A 19476-nucleotide genomic window follows, 5' to 3' on the forward strand; every position below is an offset into this window, starting at 1 on the left:
ACTCACGCGGCTGCGGCAATGCGCAAATGATCGGCGATCCAGCGATCGAGATCGGCAAGCGCCAACGCGCTCATGGCCTGCTTCTTGGCCACGGTCTTCTCGTTGCCTCGCAGGCGCGTGCCGTCGGGCTTCTTCGTGGGCGGGCTGGCGAGTGGCGGGAACAGGCCGAAATTGACGTTCATCGGTTGGAACGAGCGCGTGCCCGGCTCGATGGTCTCGATATGACCGCCAGTGATATGGCCGAGAAGCGACCCGAGCGCCGTGGTGGCCGGCGGGCTCGCAAGCTGCGCGCCGCGCGCGTCGGCTGCCGCATAGAGGCCGGCGATCAGGCCGACGCTGGCGGACTCCACATAACCTTCGCAGCCCGTCATCTGGCCGGCAAAGCGCAGTCGCGGCTGCGCGCGTAGGCGCAGCTGGCTGTCGAGCAGTTTTGGCGAGTTGAGGAAGGTGTTGCGATGCAGGCCGCCGAGGCGGGCGAACTCGGCTTTCTCCAGCCCGGGAATGGTGCGGAAGATGCGCTGCTGCTCGCCGTATTTCAGCTTCGTCTGGAATCCGACGATGTTGTAGAGCGTGCCGAGCTTGTTGTCCTGGCGCAGTTGCACGACCGCGTAGGGCTTCGTCGTGGGATCGTGCGGATTGGTGAGGCCGACCGGCTTCATCGGACCGTGGCGCAGTGTCTCGGGACCGCGCTCCGCCATCACCTCGATCGGCAGGCAACCGTCGAAATAGGGCGTATTGGTCTCCCACTCCTTGAACTCGGTCTTCTCGCCCGAGATCAGCGCGGCGACGAAGCCATCATATTGCTCCTTGGTCATGGGGCAGTTGATGTAGTCGGCGCCGTTGCCGCCGGGACCGACCTTGTCGTAGCGCGACTGGAACCAGGCCACCGACATGTCGATGGATTCGCGGTGCACGATCGGCGCGATGGCGTCGAAGAAGGCGAGCGCGTTCTCGTCAGTCAATTCGCGGATGGCATCGGCCAGCGGCGCGGAGGTGAGGGGGCCCGTCGCAACGATCACGTTGCTCCAGTCCGCCGGCGGCAGGCCTTTAATTTCGCCGCGGGCGATCTCGACACGGGGATGCTCGTTCAGCGCCTTTGTTACGGCCGCGGAGAAGCCATCGCGGTCGACGGCCAGCGCGCCGCCGGCCGGCACTTGATTGGCATCGGCTGCGCGCATGATCAGCGAATCAAGGCGGCGCATCTCCGCATGGAGAAGGCCGACCGCGTTGTTGGCGGCATCGTCCGAGCGGAACGAATTGGAGCAGACGAGCTCGGCGAGCCCGTCGGTGCGGTGCGCCTCGGTCATGCGATCGGGCCGCATCTCATGCAGCACCACGGGCAGGCCGGCTTTCGCGACCTGCCAGGCGGCTTCGGAACCGGCGAGGCCGGCACCGATGACGTGCACGGGTTTGGATAGGGGTCCTGTCATGGGGCGGACAGGTAGCGCTTTTCGGCGGCCAGTGGAATCGCCGAGATCGAGTTTTCTGCCGCTGAAAACGACAACGCCCGCTCGAGGCGGGCGTTATCGGTTCGTCCAGTGAAGGGCTGAACGATATCAGCCCTGATACTGACCGGCGGCAACGCGCGGGATGTCCGAGCGATCGAGGCCGATATCGGCCAGTTCGCGATCGCTGAGCTGGGACAGCTCGGCAACATTGCGCTGATAGTCCCGGAAAGCCTGGATCATGCGGATGAGCGAGAGCAGCATTGGTAGTCTCCTGTAGTTCGATTCAGCCCTTGCCCGGGCGTCATCGTTGAAATGAATATAGGTGAGAGTGATGCAGTGCGAAAGTTCCTATGTTGCGATGCAGCTAAGCGTTTGGCGCATGGCCTAGGTAAGAGACGCTTAACCTCTGGGCGCTTCCGCCCAACGGTTGGGCGAAATCCCCAAGCGGAGCTGATAAACGCCCGTAAAATAACGGATTTAGCCGGTGGCTGGCAGTTCCCATACTTGCGAATAAGTGACGTTCCCGTCCTCAGCAAGGTGTTGGTCCAGCTCGTAGGCCCAAGTCCGGCATGCATGATTCGCATGCACTCCTGATTTATAAGTCTGAATATAAAATCATATTTTGAGTACCGGTCGAACGGCGGTTGCAGGCGCAAGATCGCGGGCCGGGCCGCCCCACGGTCATGTTCGCCGTTCGAGGGGAGCGGTAATCGCGCGCCAAATTCGTGGCTGAACGCCAGCCTGATGGTGCAGCGCACACGTCGAGCGTGTAGAGCCTTGTTACAAAGTTGTAATGAAAATCAGAAATTTCGCATGCGGCTCTGCGCCGCGCGCAACATCACGCAATTCTCGCGGGGAATTTATTGCGGCAAGTTGCCGCGTCGGCAGCAAAGTCATGTTGCGGATTCCGGCAATGTCGCCGGGTCTGTCCCAAGAAAAAGAGAAGGAAAGTAACATCATGACGAAGTTACTCGGGGTTATCGCAATTGCCGCCGTTGCATTCGCCGTCGCACCGGCTCAGGCCGCCAAGCACAGCATGGGTGGTTGCAGCGGGGCCAATCTGGAAAAGACTGAGACCGCGATCGAGGCCATGCCTGACGGCGATAGCAAGTTCGTCGCCGAGAAGGAGATCACGGCGGCCCAGGACGCGCTGCTCAACGGCAAGATGGGTGTGTGCGGCATGCACCTGAACAAGGCGATGCAAGCCACCATGGGCAAGTAGACGGGTAGGCAGGCGCAATCCAAGAGGGGGCCGGTCGCCTTACCGATCGGCCCTACGGGTTTTGATTTCGAGGTATCTTTTCGAGATATCTTAAGGAGCGTGCGCGAGCTGGGTAGCAAAATAGGCCACCGTCTTGCAGTAGACTTCGCTCTTGTTCCACTGCTGCAGCACCGCGAAGTTCGGACTGCCCGGCTGCCAGTCCTTGCCCTTCTGCCATCCGTATCCGGCGAGATAGTTGGCCGTGGAGGCAAGCACGTCGGGAGCGTTGTGCAGGAGGTCACGCTTGCCGTTCCCGTCGAAATCGACCGCATATTTCAGCCAGGACGACGGCATGAACTGGGTTTGGCCAAGCTCGCCGGCCCAGGCGCCCTTCATTTCAGCAGGCGTGAGATCGCCACGCTGAACGATGCGCAGCGCATCCATCAGCTCGCCGCGAAACTGCTCGGCACGGCGACAATCATAGGCCAGTGTCGCCAGTGAGCGGATGGTCGAGAACTTGCCGGTGTTGACGCCGAAATCGGTCTCCAGGCCCCAGATCGCGACCAGGATCTCGCCTGGCACGCCATAGGCCTGCTCGATCCGCGACAGCACCGATCCGTATTGCTTCATCATGTTGGAGCCGCGCGTCATCCGCGGCGGCACCATGCGGCCGGAAAACTCCTCAAAGGTCTGGGTGAAGACCTTTTGCGACTTGTCGCGGTTGAGCACGCTCTGGTCCAGCGTGACACCGGCAAGTCCGGCGGTGATGGCCTGTTGCGAGATGCCCTTGGCCGCAGCCTCGGCTTTGAAATCCGCAAGCCAGGCGTCGAAATTGCCCGAGCCGCAGGCAACCGCGGCCAGCGCGGGTTCGACGGACAGGATTGAGGCTGAAAGGGCGAGGGCTGCAAGAGCGAGACGAGAAATCGTCAGGGTCATCAGAGGTAATTGATTCCGTGATGGGGCACGACCGGCGGCGGCAATCTCTGATGTAACCGCGGCCAAAGCAAGGCCTATGCAGCGCTCCCGCCGGGGTGACCCGGGCAGGAGCGCTCAGATGAGATCGCCTGGCTTCAGTCCTATTCCCTGTTCCGCCACGGGAAGAGATTGGCGGGGAAATCGGCCGCAGGCTTGCGCGGGCGCTGTGGTGGGGGCGGCACTGGCCGGGCACCGGGCTCGGAGACGATGACCTTGCGATAGAGATGCCAGGTGGCGTGGCCGAGCAGGGGAATGACGACTGCGAGCCCGAGGAACGCGGGGATCGTGCCGAGCGCGAGCAACACCGCCACGATGAGGCCCCAGGCCGCCATCGGCACCGGGTTCTTGGCGACGACGCGCAGCGAGGTGACCATTGCCTCCAGGGCGCCGGCATGGCGGTCGAGCATCAGCGGGAATGATACGGCGCTGATGCAGAGCGCTGCGAGCGCGAACAGGAAGCCCGTGCCGCAGCCCACCACGATCAGCCACCAGCCTTGAGAGGTTGTCAGCACCCGCCTCAGGAAGTCCGAAATTCCGGTGACGCCTTCATAGCCGAACGCTGCGACATAGATCGCCTGCGCAGTCGCGACCCAGGTCACAAACAGTGCGAGCAGCAAGGTGCCGAGGCCGAGCATGGCGCCGAAGGAGGGCGAGCGCAGGACTTCCATGGCATCCCAGGCGCTTGCTTCCTCATAGCGTTCGCGCCGGCTGGAGAGCTCGTAGAGGCCGAGCGCTGCGAACGGGCCGATCAGCGCGAAGCCCGCGGCGAGCGGAAACAACAGCGGTATCACGGAATAGCCCATCGCGACGCGCGCGATCACGAGGCCGAGCACCGGATAGATCACGCAGAGGATGATGGCGTGGCTTGGGACTGCCTTGAAGTCTTCCCAGCCGCGCTTGAGCGCATCGTGCAGGTCGGAGAGTTCTATGGTTCGGATCACCGGTCCAGCCGCGTCTGCGGTCTGGCCCATCCTGGGGACATTGCCCTGATAGAGTGTGGCCATGGTCGGCTTGCTCCCTTGCCATGCAGCCGAACTCGGCGCCGACTACGGCGCAAGCGGCCGCTTTTTTGGGTTTCGCGAGTCCAACCAGCAGCGAATTCCGGGTGGCATCGCGAGCTGAGCGGGAAGCGTACCCCTATTTCCGAGTCCTGTCCCTCACGCCTGGGTGAGATTCGTTGCCGCAGTGCAACCGCGCTGACGTTATCGGGTCGTCATTTCGCCGCAGATAAGCTCATGCTGTTTGTGGCTCGCGGAACTTCGCGGGCGCACCAGCGTAACATCGTCTATAAGTGCCCACTCAGGGCCTTCCAACGGGATCCTTTTCGGGGAGCAGACATGAGCATTTTCGGGAAAATCATGGGCGCAATCTTCGGCAGCCCTACGGCTTCCGCTGCACCCGCAGGCGGCGCATCCGCGGGCAGCGCGCCTGCAGGAGCCGCGCCGAGCGGATCGGCGCCAGCGTCTGCACCCGCCGCCGCGCCGGCCCAAACGGTGGACGTCGCCGCGATCGTCGATGCGGCCGCCGCCGCGCATAAGGGCGAAAAGCTGGAGTGGCGCACCTCGATCGTCGACCTGATGAAGGCACTCGACGTCGATTCGAGCTTGGCTGCGCGCAAGGATCTCGCCAAGGAGCTCGGCTATAGCGGCGACATGAACGACTCCGCCAGCATGAACGTCTGGCTGCACAAGCAGGTGATGTCCAAGCTCGCCGCCAATGGCGGCAAGCTGCCGCCCGAAATCAAGCACTGACCGACGCGCATCGGTCGACGCCAAGCAACCAAAAAGGGCCCGCGACCTCGCGGGCTCTTTCTCGTTCAGGCCACCAGATCCGCATCCTCCGGATGCCGTTCGAGATAGTCGACGACGAAGCCGCAGCCCGCGATGACCTTCTTGCCGTCGCGGCGGATGATCTCGAGCGCGCCCTTGATCAACTCGGACGCAATGCCGCGGCCGCGCAGGGCACGCGGCGTCTCAGTGTGGGTGATGATGACTGCCGACGGCGTCAGCCGGTAATTGGCGAAGGCGAGCTCGCTGCCGACATCGAGCTCGAAGCGGCTCCTGACCTTGTTGTCGCGTACCGATGCCGCCATGCCTGATCCTTCCGAAGCGTGCTCATTCCCTGATCTAGGCACCTGAACCCACCCTTGCCAAGCCGCGACCAAGGGAGGTTGCCGCAGGGGAGATATCTGCAAAATGCGTGTCCTGCTCAGTCTGATGGCCTTGCTCGCCATGCTGGCCTTGACGGCGACGGTGCCGGCCGCTGCCGAGGGCGGCCCGGCCTGGGAAGCCTGCGTGGGGTTGAGCAGCACGCCGGACGAGCGGGTGAAGGCCTGCTCGACGGTGATCGACAGCAACGGCGAGACCGGCCGCAGGCTCGCCGGCGCCTATTGCAACCGCGGTCATGGTCTGACCGAGAAGCGCGAGCTCGATGCGGCGCTGTCCGACCTCGATGAAGCCGTGCGCCTGGATCCCACCTATGCCTGCGCCTATAACAATCGCGGCCGGGTCTACAGCTTCAAGCACAACTATGATCGTGCCATCGCCGAGTACGATGAGGCTATCAAGCTCGATCCGTCGATGGGGACGGCCTACAGCAATCGTGGCGAGTCCCGCTACAACAAGGGCGATCTCGACGGAGCGATCGCCGATTTCGACGCTGCGATCAAACGCAATCCCAACTATGCCACAGCCTACGCCAATCGGGGCTACGTCTACGCCCGCAAGCACGACACGGCTCATGCGCTGGCCGACTTCAGCATGCGGATCAAGCTCGCACCCGATCTGCTCGCCTATATCGACCGCGGCAACGTCTACCGAGACAGCGAGCAACTCGACCGCGCGGCCGCCGATTATGGCGAGGCGATCCGCGTTGCGCCGACCGATGCGCGCGGCTGGCGCAATCGCGGCATGATCCGGCTCTATCTCGGCGACAACAAGGGCGGTCTTGCCGACTACGACAAGGCGCTGCAGTATGATCCGGCCGATGTATTTTCCTGGAATAATCGTGGCCAGGCCAAGATGAGGCTTGGCGACGTCAAGGGAGCGATCGCCGACTTCCGCAAGGCGCTGGAATTGAAGCCCGGGTTGGAGACAGCGCAGGACTCGCTGAGGAAGCTTGGGGCGCTGTGACGCCCCGGTTCGGCTAGACCTCCACCAGGTCCTGATAGTCCGGATGCTTCTCGATCCACGCCTTCACGAACGGGCATTGCGGGACTAGCTTCAGCCCGGCAGCGCGGACCTGGTCGAGCGCCCCTTGCACCAGCCTCGAGCCGACGCCCTTGCCGCCGAGCTCCTTCGGCACGTCGGTATGTTCGAACGTGATGACGTTGCCGTCGAGCTTGTAATGCTCCGTCGCGAGATAGACTTCGACCTCAAGCTCGTAGCGGTGACGGGCTTTGTTGTTGATCACGTCGCTCATCGCGTCTCCAATCAGCTCTTCAGCGAGTCCGTCAGCATCTTGCGGATCGGCCAGGGCTCGCCGTCGGAGGAACCCTTGATGTCGTCGATCTTCCAGCTGCCGGCCTCGCGCACGAAATAGGCGGAGTCGCAGTTGGGTTCAATCCGTCGCCTTGGCGAGCCGCGCATCTTCTTGCTGGGGTTTTGCGGGGAGACAGCCCTGGCAGATGACCAGCGAGCGATTGACCTTGGCGTCCTGGTCGGCGTCGGTTCCGTCGTGCGCGGGCTTGGCGGCGATGCGTGTTGCCCGCTCGGTGGCGCGTTGCTGATTGGGATTCTCGCCTGCGCCGTCCCAGGCATAGCGCGCGGGCTGGAATACGGGATCTGAGGCGAGGTGGGCTTGCGGGGCCACCGCGCATCCGGCAAGCGCCAACGACAGCAGGAGGAAGACAGGCGCTTTGACCATGGTGCGGCACTCTGTACGCGAGAACTGAGCGAGGTTGCGCTGATCATGTTTAAAATTCCCTGAACGATGGGGCCGCGCCTGCGACCAAGACGTATGCGATGTCTGTTCGTCCTGCTCACGATGCTCATGGCCGCGGCGCGCGCCGATGATGCCAAGCCGTTTGACCCATCCGACTATCCGCCTGCTGTGCAGAAGGCGCTGCGTTATGCCCATGAGGAATGCGAAAGTCAGGGCGGCGGCGCGGTGAGCTTCGCGCCCGATACTGTGCGCAAGATCGACCTGACCGGCGATGGCCGCGACGACTACATCGTCGATTTCCGCGATACCAGATGCGGCGAACGCGAGGGCATCTATTGCGGAACCGGCGGTTGCCTGCTGGATATCCTGGTGGCGCGACCCGACGGCAGCGTGCGCGCCGTGTTCGACGGCTATGTCCGCAGCTATAGCATTGTGGCGCCGCCGATGAAGCGAGGTGCGGCGCGCACCGTCCGCTTCGACCTGCACGGCAGCTATTGCGGCGGTTTCGGTTCGCAGGCCTGCGTCAAGGAAAGGGTGATCACGGCGACGCCGTTCGAGTTCAAAAAGCCGTAACGCAGGTGCGCGGCCGGCGGCCTTGCTACACCGCGGCGGATCGCGATAAATGGGCTGCAATGAGCGGACGGCCTCCGTGCCGTTCGCCGTCGAAGAGGAAGCCCGATGCAACCGCTCCGCATGTCTCGCCGCGTCATGAATCTCGCTTACATGCTGACGCAGAACGCGCGGCGGCATGGATCGCGGCCCGGGTTCGTCTGGGGAGACAAATCGTGGACCTGGCGCGAGATCGATGCGCGGGTCTCGGCTCTCGCTGCTGCGCTCGCCGCGCGTGGCATCGCCAAGGGTGATCGCATCCTCGTCCATTCCAAGAATGGCGAGGAGATGTTTGTCTCGATGTTCGCCGCGTTCCGGCTCGGCGCGGTCTGGGTGCCCACCAATTTCCGCCTGATGCCGGATGAGGTCGGCTATCTCGCGCAGGCCTCCGGCGCGAAGGCATTCCTGTGTCATGTCGATTTCCCCGGGCATGCCGCGGCGGTGAGGGGCGGCGCGTTGGAGTTCACCTGGAGCGTCGACGGCAAGGCCTCGTTCGGCGAGGGGTCCGTGGCTGACGCCATCGCGTCGCAGGCCGGCACCGTGGTCGAGAACGTCGCGGTCGAGCATGACGATCCCTGCTGGTTCTTCTTCACTTCAGGTACCACCGGTCGCTCCAAGGCCGCGGTGCTGACCCACGGCCAGATGGGCTTTGTCGTCACCAATCATCTCGCTGATCTCACTCCCGGCGTGACGGAAGCCGATGCGTCGCTGGTGGTGGCGCCGCTGTCGCATGGCGCCGGCGTGCATCAGCTGGTGCAGACCGCGCGCGGCGTCTGCACGGTGCTGTTGCCGACCGAGAAATTCGACATCGACGAGGCGTTCCGCCTGATCGAAAAGCACCGCATCGCCAATCTGTTCACGGTGCCGACGATTTTGAAGATGATGGTCGAGCATCCCGCCGCCGACAAATACGATCATTCCTCGCTGCGCCACGTGATCTATGCCGGCGCACCGATGTATCGCGAGGACCAGAAGGCCGCGCTCAAAAAGCTCGGCAAGGTCATCGTGCAGTATTTCGGCCTCGGCGAGGTTACCGGCAACATCACGGTGCTGCCGGCGGCGTTGCACGATCCCGAGGACGGCCCGCATGCGAAGATCGGCACCTGCGGCTTCGAGCGCACCGGCATGCAGGTCTCGATCCAGGACGACGAGGGCCGCGAGCTCGGCGCGAACCAGAGTGGCGAGATCTGCGTGATCGGGCCTGCGGTGCTCGCAGGCTATTACGACAATCCCGAAGCCAATGCGAAGGCGTTCCGCAACGGCTGGTTCCGTACCGGCGATCTCGGCCACATGGACGAGGAGGGCTTCGTCTATATCACCGGACGAGCGTCGGACATGTACATCTCCGGCGGCTCCAACATCTATCCGCGCGAGATCGAGGAAAAGATCCTGACGCATCCCGCGGTCGGCGAGGTCGCTGTCCTCGGTGTGCCCGATGCGACCTGGGGTGAGGTCGGTGTCGCCGTCTGCGTTGCGCGCGAGGGTGCGAAGCCGGTCAGCGAGGCCGAGATGGCCGCGTTCCTGTCGCCGAAGCTGCCGCGCTACAAGATGCCGAAGCGCTTCTTCTTCTGGGAGGCGCTGCCGAAATCCGGCTATGGCAAGGTGCCGAAACGCATGGTGCGCAATGAGCTCGAGGCACGCGGGCTGCTCGATCTCGACACGACGAAGACGGGCTGAGCGCTGATCATGCGGAGCATCAAGCAGCCGGGTGTGCCCGTCACTGAACGTATCCAATGGGTGGAGGCGAGGGGACGCGCCTTCTCGTTCAGGCTTGAGGCGGGCCTGCCGCTGCTCGAAGCCGCGCGCCGCGGTTTTGCTGCCGAAGGATTTGCCGGCGGCGTGCTGAATTTCGGCTCCGGCGCACTCGGACCGTTCGGCTATGTCATGCCGGCGCTGTCGAAGACGGGCGAGAATGCTGCGTTCTACAGCGATACCTATCGGCCCGCGGGCGTGACACGGACCAAGCTCGGCAGCATGACGTTGGGATCGCGCGACGGGGCGCCGTTCTTTCACTGCCACGGGCTCTGGACCGAGGCGGATGGCAAGGCGAGCGGCGGCCACATGCTGCCGGATGGGACTGTCATCGCCGAGCCGTTCGAGGTGCAGGCCTTCGGCGTGGATGGCGCAATGTTCATCGTCGAGCCAGACCCCGAGACCAATTTCAAGCTGTTCGGGCCGGTCGCAGCCGCAAGCACAGGTGCGCGGGCGACCACCCGCGCCTTTGCCGCGCGGCTGCGCCCCAACCAGGATTTTGCTTTCTGTCTCGAAGCCTTCTGCCGCGCACACGGCATCGCGCGCGCCAAAATCCACGGCGGCGTCGGTTCGACCGTCGGCGCGCGCTTTACCCATGGCGGTGTGACCGAGCCGTTTGCCACGGAGCTCGCGATCACAGACGGGACGATCGCGCCTGGCGCGTCCGGCGCGCTGGAAGCCGCGCTCGACGTCGCCCTGATCGACTACACCGGCGGCATCGCCGAGGGGCGTCTGGTTCGTGGCGACAATCCCGTGCTGATGACCATGGAGCTGGTGCTCGAAGTGCTGGACTAGCCGCGGCAGCGTCATGCTGCCGGAGGCGCCGCGGCCTAGTCGACCCTCTCTCTCCGCCGTCATTGCGAGCGCAGCGAAGCAATCCAGAATCCTCAGCGGAAACAGGCTGGATTGCTTCGCTACGCTCGCAATGACGGCTTGTAGTTGCCTGCTTGGTTCTTCAAGCAGCGTCTGAGATCGCGGATGCATCCATGATCACCACGGGTTGGCGCGCATCTTCGCCATGGCGAGATATGTCGATTCACTGATGCCTGACGCCCCCGGGCTCGATCCCTGGAAGAGGTCGAGCACCGGCGAATAGGTTTGGCTGGCGTTCTTCGCGTCGTACATGGCCGAGAAGCGGCTGAGCAGTTTTGCAACTTTCGTGGGATCTCCGAGGTCTTTGAGATTGAGGTACTTCTCCACGATCTTGGCCTGCTGATCGATCTGCATCGAGGCCATCTGATCGGGCAAGTCGAAGGTGGTCCGGAACACCTCCGAGAGCGCCTTGTCGGCGAGAATGTCGTAGGCGGATGTGATGTGTCCCGCCATGCGCTGGAAGTACAGTGCGAGGCGCACGCCCGGATTGGCATCGCCCTGCTGCTGCTCCAGGCTTTGCTCGAGATAGTTCTTCTGCGTTGCCAGGAATTGATCGCGCTTTTGCGGACCCTCCATCGCAAGGCGCGCGACGTTGCCGTCCTTGTCGAAATTGAACGATGCTGCGATCTCGGCAAAGCGAGCATCGATTTCCGTGTTTGCGAAGCTCTTGGGGTCATTCAGATCGGAAGCCAAGATTTTCTTCAGATAGGTGGTGCTCACCTTTGCGGGGTCCAAACCCTTGGCGACCAGGATGAAGTCGACCAGCTTCCTGTTCGCGAGCAGATCGGCAACGCTCTTGATGCCGCCGATCGCCTGCTGATAGCTGGATGCGTCTTTCTGTGCCTGCGCCTTGATCTTCGGCTGGGCCTGCGGGCTTGCAAATTTCAATTTCGCAATGACGTAGTTCTTCGCGATATCGAGGATTTCGGCTGGATCCTGGGCCGCCAGCGGCGTCGTCAGATTGCCTTTGGCGTCGAAATTGAAGGCACGCGCGAGCTTGAGGTAGCGATCGTCATTGAGCGTATAGACATAGCTGGTGGGATCGCTGAGGTCGCTTTCGAGGACAGCCTTCACGATCGATTGCGGCACTTGTGCGGGATCGAGGCCGACGGCAGCCAACGCAAAACCATACGCGCCCGGTATGGAGACCAGCGCCTGAAGTGAAGTCACGCTCGGGATGGCTTTTCTGAATTGCCCGATCAGCACAGCTTCCTGTAGCGGGCTGGCCGCCGCATAGACCGCCGACTTGCTGTCGTCGAATCTCTTGTTGGTGCTGGCAAGGTTTGCAGCGGTCTGTGCCGGCGTCCCCGGTGGAAGCGAGCCGTCGGCTGAAAAATCGAACGCGGCGGCGAGATCCATGAACCCCCTGGTCGTCGCGATCGCGTCGTTGGTGCTAGATATGCTGCTCACGGCCGACTGCAGGCGATATCTTTCGACCAGGATCTGGATCTTCAATTGATTGACGTCGGCGCCGGGCTGCGACAGTTGCGTCGTGTAGTCAGCGATCTTCGTGCTGGCGTCCGTTGCATTCGATTTGGCCTGGGCAAGCTGCGCGTTCAGGCCATCCAGCTTGGACGAGAAGTTGACATTGACGTAGCTGTTCGGATCTGACGGGTCGCTGGTCAGGACCTGCTTGATCGCGTCGCGCGACCATTTGCTCTGGTCGATGCCGAACGCCGAGGCGACATAGTTGCGGAGACGATCGTCGTTCAGAAGCTCGTCGACGCTGGTCACGGTGCCAATTTTGGCATTGTAGTATTTCGCGTCGGCGGCAATTGCATCGACGTTGCTCTTCATGGCTGCGGTGTACAGCCCGATCATGTCGTCGGTCTGGCTTTCCGATTGCGCGACTTTCGTTGTGCCGCCGCCGAAGGAGAATGCCGCGGCGAATTCCCGGTAACGCTTGTCGATCAGCGTGTTGGCGAAGCTCCTGGGGTCCGAGAGATCGCTCTGTAGCACCTTCTTCATGAAGGCCTTGGCGTAGGCCATGTCTTCCAGGCCATAGGCTTTCGTGACGTAGTGATAGAGGCGATAGTCCTTCATCAGATCGTCGACGCTGTGCGCCTTGCCGATATTGGCTTTGTAGTAGGCAGCTTCGCGCGAGACGTCCGACTGCTGCGCCACCCGCGTGAGGGACTGCGTGAGATTGCACGCGATATAGCTGTAGCTGGAATAGGTGGACACCATGGGCAATTCCTGACGGCTCGGCGGGTCTTGTCGAGGAGGCCTGGACGTCCGTCAGTTATTGCCGGGTCGCGAGGCAGGGACTGGCCTCATGCCAGCACGCAGAAACATTGTTTCGATTCATTACTGCGATTCTGGACGACAATTTTAGGTATTTCTTGCGTCGAAGGGCCGCATCGTCAGAGCGCTTCCGCAAGCCTCCCGCAAGCAAGCGCGCGTAAGCTCATCCCTTGGTATTGCCATCGCGCATGTCTTCGCCGTCTCGCGGCACGTCGTGCCCGAGCTTTGCGGTGGTAAAGCGAATTATTTGCACGGCAAGCATTGACCGAGCGGTGGCGTGTTTTGCCCGTCGGGCAACGCCACGGATGGTGGGAGAGCGTAATGCGTAGGGCGGATTAGCGAAGCGTAATCCACCGCCTTTGGCTGCGGATGCCAACAGAGGTGGATTACGCTTCGCTAATCCACCCTGCGTTCCCGCATAAGGCGGCCGCGATCTCATCCATCTGTGCGAACATGTAGTCGGGCGAAAGCGCCTGTAACGCGGACGATGCGGCATAGCCCCAACTGACCGCGCCGCAGGCAACACCCACCGCGCGCGCAGCCTCGATGTCGCGGACCTCGTCGCCGATGGAAATGACGTTTTTCGGAACGGCTCCCGCGCGCCGGATCACACGGCGGAATTTCGCGGCCTTGCCGAACAACGACGCGGCGCAGTCGAAATGCTGGAAGAGCGCGGCCGACGCACCGAGCTTTTGCCGCGCGTTGACCTCGCTGTCCGACGTCACCAGCGCAAGCTGCACGCCGTTCTCCGCGAGCGTCCGCAGCATCGCATCAGTGCCGGCAAACAGCGGAATCTCTGCGGCCGCTTCCCCCTTCAGCCGCCGGGCATAGCGCGCGATCGCGGGCAGCTTCCACACGGGCACTTCGAGCCGGGAGAGGATCTCCCGCGTCGATGCATGCCTGAGCTCCTCGATATCCTCATCCCGCACGCGGCGAAAGCCGAAGCGGTCGGCGACGTCATTGATGGTGCGCAGGAACCAGGGGAAGCTGTCGACCAGCGTGCCGTCGAGGTCGAAGATGGCGAGGGCGTAGGGCATGAAGGGAGGCTACTAGCTGCTAGCCGGGCTTGCGGATGATTTGGCCGAGGAAGCGGCGCGTCGCACGTGCTCATTGGCCCACTCTGCAAATGCAATACGCGAGGCCGAGTCAGCGAAAACCCTGGCTGGAATAAAAAAGCCAATCCGTGCGTCGTACCAGAGCGCGACCAGCGTATCAGTATCCTTCACCGCTGCAATCGCATTCCAGAGCACCCGGCTTTCGATACCCGGAGTCCTAACGATTATCGAGACATCATCAAAAATAACTTGCCACGTCTTCTGCGCGCCTCCACGCATCTCGAACAATTTGTCGAACAGTCGGCGATTGCACCAGCCCATCACGAAGAATGCGAAGAAATACCCCAGCATGAACCATAGTAACGATCCGAATGCCGCGCCCGACGTCGTCCGACCTCGATCCACGGCTGTGCAGGCCCAAACGATGATCAGGAAGATCGCGACGAGTGGCGCACCAGCGCTGATGCGCTTGTCAATGAGAGCCCCGAGCTGCTTACCAGTAAGATTTGCAAAAGCGCGGTCTTCGGCTCTGGTGACTTGAAATTCGAAATGAAAGCCGCTTGCTTCAGTTGCGTTGCTCAAATCTGATCTCCCGACGGCGAAATCAGAGCAGTACAGCAAGGATCAGCAACTAACCAGAGGTTGCTGATGGACGAACTAAGTATTGTGGCACGGACGATGCTCAGAACATGGTGAGAGATTAGGGCCCTAGGACTTCCAAACCGTCTGCTCGCTCCAGCCGAGTTCGGCGAACTCGGCTGCCCGCAGCGGGGCCTCCCCTTCTGTGAAGAATTCATCGAGCTGTGGCGGCGCGACTGACGTTGCCGACAGCATGGCGTGCGCCTGCCCGCGATGGTGGATTTGATGCTGGAACAGATGCATCAGCAGCCGGTCACGGCGTTCGGTCTGGACGCGCGTGTCGCGGTTGATCCGGACAATGCCGTCGAGAAGCTCTGGAGTCAGCGCATCGCAGATGGCGATCAAGCGCCGGTCCATGGCGGCCTGGGCAGGCTTCAGTTCGGCAAGCGAGGGGTACGGCACCTCGTTTGTCCAGGCGCGTGGTCCGAGCCAGCCGCCCTCCAGCGCATCGATGTAGAAGAGATCGATGACGTAGATGTGGTTCAGCGTGCGTTGAATGCTCGGGAAGAAACCGGTTCGCGGGGCTTCGAACTCGGCCTGGCTGAGACCGGCGCAGGCGGTGAGCAGGCGATGGTTCGCCCAGGCATTGTTGTGGGCGAAGGCGCGATAGGTTTGAACGAGGCCAGCGGACATGCGGCTTCCCGGATCTCGCTTCTCAGAAGAAGAGCAGCGGCGGATTACGCTTCGCTGATCCGCCCTACGGCTCCAACATTTACTCCGCCGCCTCGCTCGTGCTCCTTCGCTTCGGCTTGCGCGCCTTCTTCAGCACCGGCTCCAGGAACTTGCCGGTGTAGCTGCGTTGCGCTTTCACGATGTCTTCCGGCGGGCCCCAGGCGACGATCTCGCCGCCGCCGTCGCCGCCTTCGGGGCCGAGGTCGATGACCCAGTCTGCCGTCTTGATGACTTCGAGATTGTGCTCGATGACCACGACGGTGTTTCCTTGCGCGACCAGCTCGTGCAGCACCTCCAAGAGCTTCTTGACGTCGTGGAAGTGCAGGCCGGTGGTCGGCTCGTCCAGGATGTAGAGCGTGCGGCCGGTGGCGCGCTTTGACAGTTCTTTTGCCAGCTTGACGCGCTGGGCTTCGCCGCCTGAAAGAGTCGTCGCCTGCTGGCCGACATGGATGTAGTCGAGGCCGACGCGGTGCAGCGTCTGGAAAGTCTCGCGCACGCGCGGCACCGCCTTGAAGAACTCGGCGGCTTCCTCGACGGTCATGTCGAGCACGTCGGCGATGGACTTGCCCTTGAACAGCACCTCCAGCGTCTCGCGGTTGTAGCGCTTGCCCTTGCAGACGTCGCAGGTGACGTAGACGTCGGGCAGGAAGTGCATCTCGATCTTGATGACGCCGTCGCCCTGGCAGGCCTCGCAGCGGCCGCCCTTGACGTTGAAGGAGAAGCGGCCGGGCTCGTAGCCGCGGGCCTTGGCTTCCGGGAGCCCAGCAAACCATTCCCGGATCGGCGTGAAGGCGCCGGTATAGGTCGCCGGGTTCGAGCGCGGGGTGCGGCCGATCGGCGACTGGTCGATGTCGATGATCTTGTCGATATGCTCGAGGCCCTCGATGCGGTCGTGCGGGGCGGCGCCTTCGCTGGCGTTGTTGAGCTTGCGCGCGATCGCCTTGTAGAGCGTATCGATGAGAAGCGTCGACTTGCCGCCGCCGGAGACGCCTGTCACGGCGGTGAACAGGCCGAGCGGAATCTCCGCCGTGACGTTCTTGAGATTGTTGCCGCGCGCGTTCACCACCTTGATGGTGCGGCGATGGTTCGGCGGGCGCCGTTCCGGCACCTCGACCTCGAGTTCGCCGGTCAGGTACTTGCCCGTCAGCGATTTCGGGTTGCGCATGATCTGTTCGGGCGTGCCTTCGGCGACGATGTTGCCACCATGCATGCCGGCGCCGGGGCCGATGTCGAGCACGTAGTCGGCGAGGCGAATGGCGTCCTCGTCATGCTCGACCACGACCACGGTATTGCCGAGGTCGCGAAGCCGCTTGAGCGTGTCGAGCAGGCGCGCGTTGTCGCGCTGGTGCAGGCCGATCGACGGCTCGTCCAGCACGTAGAGCACGCCCGTCAGGCCCGAGCCGATCTGCGAGGCGAGGCGAATGCGCTGGCTCTCGCCGCCGGACAGCGTGCCGGAAGAGCGGGAGAGGGTGAGGTAGTTGAGGCCGACATCGAGCAGGAAGGTCAGGCGCTCGCGGATTTCCTTCAGGATGCGCCCGGCGATCTCGTTCTGCTGCGCGTTCAGCGCATCAGGCACGGTCTCGAACCAGGCGCCGGCGCCCTTCACCGACAGCTCCGAGATCTCGCCGATATGCTTGCCGCCGACCTTGACGCAGAGCGCCTCGGGCTTCAGCCGGAAGCCATTGCAGGCGCCGCAGGGCACGTCGTGGAAATACTTGGCCAGTTCCTCGCGCGCCCACTCGCTCTCGGTTTCGCGGTAGCGGCGGTTGATGTTGGTGATGACGCCTTCGAACGGCTTCTTGGTGTCGTAGGAGCGCACCCCGTCCTCGTAAGAGAACTTGATCTCGTCCTCGCCGGAGCCATGCAGGATGGCGTTCTGCGTTTTCTTCGGCAGATCCTTCCATTTTGTGGTGAGCGTGAACTTGTAGTGCTTGCCGAGCGCGGTCAGCGTCTGCACGTAATAGGGCGACGACGATTTGGCCCAGGGCGCGATCGCGCCCTTGCCGATGGCGAGCTCCTTGTCGGGGATGACCAGGTCCTCGTCGACATGCTGCTCGACGCCGAGGCCGCCGCAGGCCGGGCAGGCGCCATAGGGATTGTTGAACGAGAACAGGCGCGGCTCGATCTCGGGGATGGTGAAGCCGGAGACCGGGCAGGCGAATTTTTCCGAGAACAGGATGCGCTCGGGCCCGCTCTTGTCGTGGATCTTGGCCGTCTTCTTTTTCTCTTCGACCGGCGCGGTGGCCGGCGCGTCGGCGAACTCGACGACGGCGAGGCCCTCGGCGAGCTTCAGCGCCGTCTCGAAGCTTTCAGCAAGGCGCTGGCCGATATCGGCGCGGACGACGATGCGGTCGACCACGACGTCGATGTCATGCGGGAATTTCTTGTCCAGAACAGGCGCTTCCGCGAGCTCATAGAAGCTGCCGTCGATCTTGACGCGCTGAAAGCCCTTCTTGAGCCATTCGGCGAGCTCCTTGCGGTACTCGCCCTTGCGGCCGCGCACGACGGGGGCCAGCAGATAAAGGCGAGTGCCCTCAGGCAGCGCCAGCACGCGGTCGACCATTTGCGAGACGGTCTGGCTCTCGATCGGCAGACCGGTGGCCGGCGAATAGGGCACGCCGACGCGCGCCCAGAGCAGGCGCATGTAGTCGTAGATCTCGGTGACGGTGCCGACAGTGGAGCGCGGATTCTTCGACGTCGTCTTTTGCTCGATCGAGATCGCCGGCGACAGGCCGTCGATCTGGTCGACGTCGGGCTTCTGCATCATCTCCAGGAACTGGCGGGCATAGGCCGAGAGCGATTCGACGTAGCGGCGCTGGCCCTCCGCGTAGATGGTGTCGAAGGCGAGCGAGGATTTGCCGGAGCCGGAGAGGCCGGTGAATACCACGAGCTTGTCGCGGGGAATCTCGACGTCGATGTTCTTGAGGTTGTGCTCGCGCGCGCCACGAATCGTAATTGCGCGCAGGCTGGAGCCCGCGTTCTGTTGTTGGCGCTTCGCCTTGATCACTTCATCCATCCGGTTTGCCCTCGAGGAATCCCAAAGCTACGCGATCGCGCCAATGTTTAAGGCGCGCTTCGCCCGGAACCGGGATCGGCGCCAATGGGGTTCTGAGCGAACGTAGGAAGAACGAAGACGGATTTCCAGTGGGACTTGCGAATCGTCAACGGATTGTTGGCGCACTGGCGGGACTTGGCAGCAGCTACTTGGCAGCAGCTGATGGCAATGGCCTGGAACAACAAAAAGGCCGGCGCGAGGCCGGCCTTTCGTGACGATGTGACGTCGGTTGCGAAGATCAGTACTTCGCGACCACCGGGCCGCCGAAGTGATAGTTCACGCCGACCTGCACGGTGTGCAGGTTGAGCGTACCGGTCGGCAGGGCGCCCGAGAAGTAGGTCTCGCCGCCGAGGCTGCGATAGAGGTACTCGCCCTTGACCGACCACTGCGGCGCGAAGAACGCTTCGACGCCTGCGCCGACGGTCCAGCCCGAGTGGAACTTGCTGTCGGAGACCGACGCAGCACCCAAGGTGGCGGTGAGCTTGTTGTCGATCCAAGCGTAACCGCCGGTGCCGTAGAACAGAACGTTGTTGACGGCATAGCCGATGCGGCCGCGAACGGTGCCCAGCGCGTCAGTCTTCGAGGTCAGCGAGGCCGGAACGCCACCGACGCCGGGAACGAAAACCGTACCCGTGGCCGTAGCGCTGACGTCAGCCCAGGCGCCATCGGCCTCGACACCGAACACGACGTTGCCGGTCTGCCAATTGTAGCCGGCGGTCCCGCCGACGAAGCCACCCTTCATCTTCGGGTCGCCAGAAGCAGCTTCCCAGGCGCCGCCACCGACGATACCGAGATAGAAGCCGGTCCAGTCGTAGACCGAGGCCACGGCCACAGGAGCCTTGGTGTAGGGGCGCGCCGCCAGATCGGCAGCCGAAGCGGCGCCGGTGAGGGCGATCAGAGCGGCCGAAGCCAACAAAACCTTCTTCATTTTCAACTTATCCCAGTCCCAGTTTCTGTTGTTGCCTTCCGCAAGATCGGAAGGGCATCGGACGCTGTGGTCCAACTGGTGCCGTGCTTACACCACCAAAGCTGCAAGTTGCGTCTCTCAAAAGCCACAACAAATACAAAATG

The 19476-nt window shown here is 62.9% G+C and carries 19 protein-coding genes; 6 read left to right on the top strand and 13 right to left on the bottom strand.

Going from position 1 to position 19476, the window contains the following annotated elements; all coding sequences use genetic code 11:
• Nucleotides 1-2 precede the first annotated feature (2 nt).
• Together trmFO and ACNJX9_RS20815 are read right to left on the bottom strand one after the other, a co-directional pair.
• On the bottom strand, nucleotides 3-1430 hold the full coding sequence (gene trmFO, locus ACNJX9_RS20810; protein WP_439403999.1) for a methylenetetrahydrofolate--tRNA-(uracil(54)-C(5))-methyltransferase (FADH(2)-oxidizing) TrmFO: 1428 nt from the start codon (nucleotides 1428-1430) through the stop codon (nucleotides 3-5).
• A 126-nt stretch (nucleotides 1431-1556) separates the two neighbouring features.
• Entirely contained in the window at nucleotides 1557-1709 is a 153-nt protein-coding gene (locus ACNJX9_RS20815) for a DUF1127 domain-containing protein (RefSeq protein WP_007590701.1), read from the bottom strand.
• Between the two features lie 634 nt (nucleotides 1710-2343).
• Between ACNJX9_RS20815 and ACNJX9_RS20820 the strand changes: the two genes are divergently transcribed.
• Nucleotides 2344-2670, top strand: coding sequence for a hypothetical protein (locus tag ACNJX9_RS20820; RefSeq protein WP_057755743.1), 327 nt, complete (start codon nucleotides 2344-2346; stop codon nucleotides 2668-2670).
• A 90-nt stretch (nucleotides 2671-2760) separates the two neighbouring features.
• On the opposite strand, the gene ACNJX9_RS20825 is transcribed toward ACNJX9_RS20820, so the two are convergent.
• Together ACNJX9_RS20825 and ACNJX9_RS20830 are read right to left on the bottom strand one after the other, a co-directional pair.
• Nucleotides 2761-3585: a lytic murein transglycosylase gene (locus tag ACNJX9_RS20825; RefSeq protein WP_057755736.1), complete on the bottom strand. Its 825-nt coding sequence runs from the start codon at nucleotides 3583-3585 to the stop codon at nucleotides 2761-2763.
• A gap of 140 nt (nucleotides 3586-3725) precedes the next feature.
• A complete protein-coding gene (locus ACNJX9_RS20830) occupies nucleotides 3726-4628 on the bottom strand; it encodes a DUF2189 domain-containing protein (RefSeq protein ID WP_057755721.1) in 903 nt (300 codons plus the stop codon).
• Between the two features lie 333 nt (nucleotides 4629-4961).
• Here ACNJX9_RS20830 and ACNJX9_RS20835 point away from each other — a divergent pair, with 333 nt between their 5' ends.
• Complete coding sequence (locus ACNJX9_RS20835; protein WP_439404000.1) at nucleotides 4962-5375, top strand: DUF3597 domain-containing protein; 414 nt, start codon at nucleotides 4962-4964, stop codon at nucleotides 5373-5375.
• A 65-nt stretch (nucleotides 5376-5440) separates the two neighbouring features.
• Here ACNJX9_RS20835 and ACNJX9_RS20840 read toward each other — a convergent pair whose 3' ends face one another.
• Complete coding sequence (locus ACNJX9_RS20840; RefSeq protein ID WP_439404001.1) at nucleotides 5441-5716, bottom strand: GNAT family N-acetyltransferase; 276 nt, start codon at nucleotides 5714-5716, stop codon at nucleotides 5441-5443.
• Between the two features lie 103 nt (nucleotides 5717-5819).
• On the opposite strand from ACNJX9_RS20840, the gene ACNJX9_RS20845 reads away from it, so the two are divergent.
• Nucleotides 5820-6755, top strand: a complete 936-nt coding sequence (locus tag ACNJX9_RS20845) for a tetratricopeptide repeat protein (protein WP_439404002.1) — start codon at nucleotides 5820-5822, stop codon at nucleotides 6753-6755.
• A 13-nt stretch (nucleotides 6756-6768) separates the two neighbouring features.
• Here the strand turns inward: ACNJX9_RS20845 and ACNJX9_RS20850 are convergent, their stop codons facing one another.
• Both ACNJX9_RS20850 and ACNJX9_RS20855 read right to left on the bottom strand, forming a co-directional pair.
• Complete coding sequence (locus ACNJX9_RS20850) at nucleotides 6769-7044, bottom strand: GNAT family N-acetyltransferase (protein ID WP_439404003.1); 276 nt, start codon at nucleotides 7042-7044, stop codon at nucleotides 6769-6771.
• 138 nt (nucleotides 7045-7182) lie between these two features.
• The gene (locus ACNJX9_RS20855) at nucleotides 7183-7488 is read right to left on the bottom strand and encodes a hypothetical protein (protein WP_057755713.1); all 306 of its coding nucleotides are present in this window, start codon (nucleotides 7486-7488) and stop codon (nucleotides 7183-7185) included.
• Nucleotides 7489-7581: 93 nt separating this feature from the next.
• On the opposite strand from ACNJX9_RS20855, the gene ACNJX9_RS20860 reads away from it, so the two are divergent.
• The 3 genes from ACNJX9_RS20860 (at nucleotide 7582) to ACNJX9_RS20870 (ending at nucleotide 10662) form a co-directional block, all read left to right on the top strand.
• On the top strand, nucleotides 7582-8079 hold the full coding sequence (locus tag ACNJX9_RS20860) for a hypothetical protein (protein ID WP_439404004.1): 498 nt from the start codon (nucleotides 7582-7584) through the stop codon (nucleotides 8077-8079).
• A gap of 105 nt (nucleotides 8080-8184) precedes the next feature.
• Nucleotides 8185-9792, top strand: coding sequence for an acyl-CoA synthetase (locus tag ACNJX9_RS20865; RefSeq protein ID WP_439404005.1), 1608 nt, complete (start codon nucleotides 8185-8187; stop codon nucleotides 9790-9792).
• Between the two features lie 9 nt (nucleotides 9793-9801).
• Complete coding sequence (locus ACNJX9_RS20870) at nucleotides 9802-10662, top strand: PCC domain-containing protein (protein WP_439404006.1); 861 nt, start codon at nucleotides 9802-9804, stop codon at nucleotides 10660-10662.
• A gap of 195 nt (nucleotides 10663-10857) precedes the next feature.
• Here ACNJX9_RS20870 and ACNJX9_RS20875 read toward each other — a convergent pair whose 3' ends face one another.
• From ACNJX9_RS20875 to ACNJX9_RS20900, 6 genes are all read right to left on the bottom strand, one after another.
• Complete coding sequence (locus tag ACNJX9_RS20875; protein ID WP_439404007.1) at nucleotides 10858-12927, bottom strand: DUF1217 domain-containing protein; 2070 nt, start codon at nucleotides 12925-12927, stop codon at nucleotides 10858-10860.
• Nucleotides 12928-13370: 443 nt separating this feature from the next.
• Complete coding sequence (locus tag ACNJX9_RS20880; protein WP_439404008.1) at nucleotides 13371-14021, bottom strand: HAD-IA family hydrolase; 651 nt, start codon at nucleotides 14019-14021, stop codon at nucleotides 13371-13373.
• A gap of 12 nt (nucleotides 14022-14033) precedes the next feature.
• Nucleotides 14034-14621, bottom strand: coding sequence for a YcxB family protein (locus ACNJX9_RS20885; protein WP_439404009.1), 588 nt, complete (start codon nucleotides 14619-14621; stop codon nucleotides 14034-14036).
• Between the two features lie 126 nt (nucleotides 14622-14747).
• The gene (locus tag ACNJX9_RS20890; protein WP_439404010.1) at nucleotides 14748-15311 is read right to left on the bottom strand and encodes a DinB family protein; all 564 of its coding nucleotides are present in this window, start codon (nucleotides 15309-15311) and stop codon (nucleotides 14748-14750) included.
• Between the two features lie 79 nt (nucleotides 15312-15390).
• Entirely contained in the window at nucleotides 15391-18366 is a 2976-nt protein-coding gene (uvrA, locus tag ACNJX9_RS20895) for an excinuclease ABC subunit UvrA (protein WP_057755683.1), read from the bottom strand.
• A gap of 277 nt (nucleotides 18367-18643) precedes the next feature.
• A complete protein-coding gene (locus ACNJX9_RS20900; RefSeq protein ID WP_057755681.1) occupies nucleotides 18644-19333 on the bottom strand; it encodes an outer membrane protein in 690 nt (229 codons plus the stop codon).
• Nucleotides 19334-19476 lie beyond the last annotated feature (143 nt).

Source organism: Bradyrhizobium sp. BLXBL-03, assembly GCF_051853015.1.
Taxonomy (GTDB): Bacteria; Pseudomonadota; Alphaproteobacteria; order Rhizobiales; family Xanthobacteraceae; genus Bradyrhizobium; species Bradyrhizobium manausense.